Below are 5,817 nucleotides of genomic sequence, written 5' to 3'. Positions count from 1 at the left end.
TCTCCCGGCAGGTTCGCCTGCGACAAGTACGCCGCCGCCCGCCGCAACACCTCGTTCTCCTGCTCCAGCATTCGGTTACGGCGCTTGAGCTCGCGCAGCTCGGCGGCCTGCTCGCTCGTGACGCCCGGCACGTTGCCGTCCTCGACATCAGCCCGCTTGAGCCAGTTCGTCAGGCACGACTCGCTGATCCCGAAGTCAGCAGCGATCTGCTTGAGATGGACTCCTGGCTCACGGTTCCTCGCGACCCGGACCACGTCATCGCGGAACTCTTTGGGGTAGGGCTTGGGCACGGTGTCCATCCTTCCAGCAGCGCCCCTCGACGCCACAGATCAGATGTCACCTATCGGTGCAGCAGTCCCGATGGCACCACCGCACCGGCAACCGCCGAGACGGCACAACCAGCTCTCCACTGAACCCGGGGCGATCCAACCAAGCCGCAGGAACAGCGTGGCAAGCACACCAAGACCAAGCACATGCCGGAGCTGGTGGAGGTCACCGGCGAGGGGTTCGTGCCCGGTGAGGACGTCGCGGTCGCCCTGATCGTCGCCCACACCGATGCCACCGCAACCGGCCACGCCCGCACCCTGATCGACACCGGCCACCTCGCTCCTGTCCTGGCGGAAGGGACCGGCGAGGTCGTGTTGCTGGGACGGGTCTCAGGCACCGTGCACATCCGGCGGGTTCCACGATGAGCGGGCAGCGGCAGACCGGGAGTATGGGCGATGAGCTGACCAACGCCGCCGTCGTCGCCCTGATCGGTGCCTTCGGTTTCGCGCTCGTCCTGCGCGCCGCCGGGAGCGTGGCGGCGTTCCTGACCGGCACGCCCCAACCCCAAGCTGGCTTCGCATCGGGGCTCGGCGTGCTGTTCAATCCCGCCGACCCCGCGACGGCGTTGGATGCCGAGGGGTTGAGCCCGGTCGCGTACTGGAGCATCACCGGGCTGATGCTGACTGGCCTCGCCCTGGCCGTGGCGTGGGTGTGGGTGCGGCTGCGTCGTCACTCGCGAAGGGTCGAGACCGACCCGCGGCGCCTGGCCGGCACCGCCACCGCCCATGAGGTCGCCCAGACCGCATCGGCCAAGGCGCTCTTGAAGCGCGCTTCGACACTGCGTCCCTCGCTGAGTGACCCGGACGCGTTCGATGTCGGCTACCTGCTGGGCCGCTCACGGGGGAAACAGGTGTGGGCGAGCGTGGAGGACTCGATCCTGCTCATCGGACCACCCCGCTCGGGCAAAGGCCTGCACGTGGTCATCAACGCCATCCTCGACGCGCCCGGCGCCGTGGTCACCACATCCACGCGGCCGGACAATCTCACCGCCACCCTGCGTGCTCGGGAACGTGACGGGCGGCCGGTGGCGGTGTTCGACCCCCAGCACCTCGCCGAGGGCGTCCCCGCCGGGATGCGCTGGTCACCCATCCGCGGATGCCACGACCCGCTGACGGCGATGATCCGCGCCACCGGACTCGCCTCCGCGACCGGGCTCAGCAGTGGCGGGGTGGAGTCCGGGGGCTTCTGGGAAGGCAAGACCCGCACCGCCCTCCAAGCCCTCCTGCACGCCGCAGCACTGGACCACCGGCCACCGGCCGAGCTGTTCCGCTGGACCCTCGACCCCACCGCAGCAGCCGAGGCCGTCGCCATCCTCACCAACACCACACAGGCCGCGACCGGGTGGGCCGACTCGCTCGGGGCGATGATCGACTCCGACCCCAAAACACGGGACTCGATCTGGCAAGGCGTGGCGCTGGCTCTCGGAGCCCTCGCCGATCCCCGGGTGCTGGATGCCGTTTCACCGCGGGCGGGTGAGGACTTCGACCCCGAGACCTTCATCCGTCAGCGCGGCACGCTGTATCTGCTGGCCACCGGGGTCGGAGCTGGCGCATCCGCAGCGTTGGTGGCGGCGTTCGTGGAAGACCTTATCGAGACCGCACGCCGGATGTCCGCCCGCTCACCGGGTGCCCGCCTCGACCCGCCGCTGCTGCTCGCTCTGGACGAGATAGGCAACCTCGCCCCCTTGCCCTCCCTACCGACGTTGATGGCCGAAGGGGGCGGCACCGGCATCACCACCCTGCCGGTCTTGCAGTCCCTCGCCCAGGCGCGGGAAAAGTGGTCCGACAACGCCGCCGGAGCCATCTGGGACGCCTCCATCGTGAAGGTCATCCTCGGCGGCGCCTCCAACTCCCGCGACCTCCAAGACCTGAGCACCCTGATCGGCGAACGGGACGAGTACACCGACAGCGTGACCCTCGGTGACCACGGCACCCGCTCCAACCAGCGCTCTATCCGCCGCGTCCCGATCCTGCCGCCGGACCGCATCAGGACCCTCCCGTTCGGCACCGGCGTCGCCCTGCTGCGCTCCGCGCCACCGATCATCACCGACCTGCGCCCATGGCCCTCGCGTCCCGACGCAGCCCAGTTGAGGGCCGACCGGGCCGAGGCGGAAAAGCTGCTACATCGCCCCGGTTCGTGAACGGGTGTGGGAGCGGGTGTGCACCTGCCTGATACGAGCGGCCCGACACCGGTGGTCGCCACGAGTGTCAGGAGGAGAGTCCGATGGCTATCCGCACCCAGCAGTCCATCTCGGGGTTCATCGCGTCAGACCCGCAGCTCACCCACACTGCCAAGGGCAGCCCGCGGTTCTACGCGCGGATCGGGCAGGAGCACTTCCGTCGCGAGGACGACGGGACCTTCACACGCCTGGATCCCACGTTCCACGACCTGGTGGCGTTCCGGGCCACGGCCGAGCGTGCCCATGAGCGGTTCGCCAAGGGCGACAGCTTCGTCGCCGAAGGCTACGTCCGCCCCTACACCAGCGAGCGCGACGGGCAGAGCGTCGATACCGAGGAGTTCGTCGCCAAGAAGATCGGACACGACCTTGCCCGCACAACCTACGAGGTCGACCGCACCCGTCGAACCGAAGCCACCGTCGAAAGAGACGCCCCCGCCCGCGGGACCATCGACCGGCCAGCGCCCGAGCTGACCGGCGAACGCCGGGCGACGCCGAGCACGTTGCCGTCGCTGGGGCTGTGAGGGAGACGGCCATGACCATCACCGATGAGGCACCCGAGTTCGACGAGCCGGAGCCAGACCAACTCGGAGAGGACGACTACGCCGAGCCAGACGACCGGCTGCAGATCGACCCTGACCTGGTGGCCGAACCGCCGCACCCGGTGAACTGGAACCTGCTCACCGCCGAGGAGGCCGAGGCGGAGTGGGCCGAGCTGGACCGCTGGGTGACCTGGCTGCGCCACACCTACGGCCTACCCGCCAGCGTTCTGCCGCCGTTCTGGCACCGGCACCCCGAGCTGGTGTGGGAGCTGTCGGCGCTGCACATCCACTGGCTGTGCGCCTACGACCCCGAGCAGAACGGGTCCGCGCCCAGCGGCTGGCACCGCGACTTCGCTGACACCCGCGCCCGGCTCCGGGACTGGGTCGCCGCCTCCGGCACCCGCCTGGATCGCGACCGCCCCACAAGGCAGACCTCCTGGCCCGGCGAGGACCCCGCGCCGGCGATCGAGGACATCGCGATCGTCGACCGCCATGAGGACTTCCGCGTGTTTGTGGAGGCTGACATCGCCAGGCGGCAGGAGGCCGAGGACGCCTTCTTCGCCGAGTTGGCCGCAGGTGACCACGATGAGCGAGACCGTTGAACGCGGCGTCGGGACGGTCGAGCCGCTGTGGTGCGCCCGGGAGGCCTCGGAGTTCCTGAACGTCTCCCAGGCCACCCTCTCGCGCTGGCGCCGCGAACGCGTCGGCCCGCCGTTCCTCCAGGTCGGCGGCGTCTCCCGCTACAACCCGGTCTCGGTGCGGGCATGGGTGCGCAAGCAGGAGACCGGTCATGGCTGATCCACGCAACCGGCGCATGCCCCCGGTCGGAGTGCGGCTGACCACCGACGTCGAACGCCGCGTCGACGGGTTCCGCGCACGCGTGCGATGGACCGACCCGTCGACCAAGAAGCGCGTCGGACGGGTCAGCCACGTACGCACGACCGAGGAGGTCGAGGAGTTCTTCGACCAGATGCGCAAGGCCACCGAGACCGGCACCAACACCACCGTCACCCTCGCCGCCTACGCCGCCTCGATCGGCGACCGGTGGAAACGCGGCCTGGACCCGACCTCCACGGCCGAGAACTACGACATCGGCCTGCGGCTACGGGTGCTGCCCGCACTCGGGCACATCCAGCTCGTCAAGATCACCGCCGGGATGATCGACCGCACCATCGACCAATGGGAGACCGAGCACTCGGCCTCCACCATCAAGAACTCCATCGCCCCACTCGTGCGCGTCCTGGACGAGGCGGTCCGCGACGACATCATCACCGTCAACCCCGCCAAACACCGCGCCCGCCGCAACCTCGGCAAACACGTCACCCAGACCGCCGGCGCGCTACGAGCCCACGCGATCCCCGACCTCGCCACCCTCCGCACCCTCGCCGACGCCTGCGGCCAGGTGCACCAGTCCTACTCCGACCACGTCATGCTCTCCGCGCTCCTGGCGGCCCGAGGCTCCGAGGTCGCGGGCCTGCGCGTCGGGGACGTCGACTGGCGCAACCGGGTCGTGAAGATCGAACGCCAGCACTATCCGGGCAAGGGTGGCCTGGTCATCAAGCAGACCAAGGGACGTCGCGCCCGCTTCGTGCCGATCCTCGACGCCCTCGAACCGATCCTGGAACGGCTCACCACTAGCAAGGGACCCGATGACCCGCTCCTGCGTGGACCACGCGACGGCGTGCTCACCACCGCGACCGTGCGCGACGCCACCCGCTGGGACGACCTCGTGAAAGGCCTCGGCCTTCAGGACCTCACCCGGCACGGCCTGCGCCACACCGGGGCGACCTGGATGGCCGACGCCGGCATCCCGCTGCACGTGCTCCAAGGCATCCTCGGCCACCAGTCCATCGAGACCACCAAGGGCTACCTGCACTCCGACCACCGCCACCTCGCCGCAGCCGCGAAACAGGCCAACAAGTTCCTCTCCGCACCAACACCGGGAAGGGAGCCACCACGCCACGACGGACCCCACCTGTGACGCCCTACACCAGCCCGCTCCGGCCGCTCCACAGCGGCCGGAGCATTCGCCTGCCCGCAGATTGGTCCACTTCACAGGCACCATTTGGTCCACTTCACCACCCAGCAGACCTCACCGAGCGATCGGGGCGTGGCCTCGCGACGACCTCGCGGGGCCGGCTCGCACGGGCACCGGAAATCGACCCCGGACACGACGAAGCCCTGGCGAGAAACATGCTCTCACCAGGGCTTTTGTGTCGGGCTGACAGTGTGCTGGCTCAGGACATCGGAATGGGGTGTCTCGAGTCATTGGAATAGGGGTGTCTCACGACATCGGCATGGGTGTGGTCCTGATGCTGGGGCATGTCGAAACGTCGTCTCGTGATCACCGCGGTCCTGGCCGGCCAGTCACAGTCCGAGGTTGCCCGGACCTATGGCGTCTCTCAGGGCTGGATCAGCAAGCTGATCGCCCGCTACCGCGCCGAGGGCGAGCAGGCCTTCGAGCCCCGCTCCCGTCGCCCCGCAACCTCCACGAACGCGACCCCGCAGGCCACGGTCGACCTCGTGCTGCAGCTACGTGACCAGCTGAGCGCGCAAGGCCTGGACGCCGGCGCCGAGACCATCGGCTGTCCATGGCCGTGACAAAGTCCCCACTGGTGGCCAGATGAGGTCCCCGCTGGTGGCCATGTAGAAGTCCCCACCCTCTGCTCGTGTCATCCATGAGCCGGGCCCCTGGACGGTGAACGGTGGCGGTGTCGAAGCCAGTCACCGCACCGCCCAGGGAGCTCCATTGAAGAACATGAGGGAAGAGTT

Annotated in this window: 7 protein-coding genes and 1 pseudogene; 7 read left to right on the top strand and 1 reads right to left on the bottom strand. The window is 69.2% G+C overall.

The features are described from left to right. Positions 1-113: 113 nt before the first annotated feature. Positions 114-299: pseudogene (locus B9B60_RS17875) on the bottom strand (transposase); the annotation flags it as partial. A gap of 174 nt (positions 300-473) precedes the next feature. Here B9B60_RS17875 and B9B60_RS16645 point away from each other — a divergent pair. The 7 genes from B9B60_RS16645 (at position 474) to B9B60_RS16615 (ending at position 5,646) form a co-directional block, all read left to right on the top strand. Beyond that, a complete protein-coding gene (locus tag B9B60_RS16645) occupies positions 474-692 on the top strand; it encodes a hypothetical protein (protein ID WP_327078604.1) in 219 nt (72 codons plus the stop codon). A 23-nt stretch (positions 693-715) separates the two neighbouring features. Beyond that, positions 716-2,467 (top strand): type IV secretory system conjugative DNA transfer family protein, encoded by a 1,752-nt coding sequence (locus B9B60_RS16640; RefSeq protein WP_234993915.1) that lies wholly within the window; start codon positions 716-718, stop codon positions 2,465-2,467. Positions 2,468-2,550: 83 nt separating this feature from the next. Next, a complete protein-coding gene (locus tag B9B60_RS16635; RefSeq protein WP_084453206.1) occupies positions 2,551-3,027 on the top strand; it encodes a single-stranded DNA-binding protein in 477 nt (158 codons plus the stop codon). A gap of 11 nt (positions 3,028-3,038) precedes the next feature. Beyond that, the gene (locus B9B60_RS16630) at positions 3,039-3,647 is read left to right on the top strand and encodes a hypothetical protein (RefSeq protein ID WP_084453204.1); all 609 of its coding nucleotides are present in this window, start codon (positions 3,039-3,041) and stop codon (positions 3,645-3,647) included. After that, positions 3,631-3,843 (top strand): helix-turn-helix domain-containing protein, encoded by a 213-nt coding sequence (locus tag B9B60_RS16625; RefSeq protein ID WP_084453202.1) that lies wholly within the window; start codon positions 3,631-3,633, stop codon positions 3,841-3,843. Before B9B60_RS16630 ends, B9B60_RS16625 begins: the two co-directional genes overlap by 17 nt. Further along, complete coding sequence (locus B9B60_RS16620) at positions 3,836-5,026, top strand: tyrosine-type recombinase/integrase (RefSeq protein ID WP_084453200.1); 1,191 nt, start codon at positions 3,836-3,838, stop codon at positions 5,024-5,026. Before B9B60_RS16625 ends, B9B60_RS16620 begins: the two co-directional genes overlap by 8 nt. A gap of 359 nt (positions 5,027-5,385) precedes the next feature. Beyond that, entirely contained in the window at positions 5,386-5,646 is a 261-nt protein-coding gene (locus B9B60_RS16615) for a helix-turn-helix domain-containing protein (protein WP_234993914.1), read from the top strand. The last annotated feature ends 171 nt before the right edge of the window (positions 5,647-5,817 follow it).

Origin of the sequence: Janibacter indicus (assembly GCF_900176385.1) — a bacterium.
Taxonomy (GTDB): Bacteria; Actinomycetota; Actinomycetes; order Actinomycetales; family Dermatophilaceae; genus Janibacter; species Janibacter indicus.
Note: the sequence above shows the minus strand (reverse complement) of the source record. Positions and strands in the feature narration are given on the sequence as shown.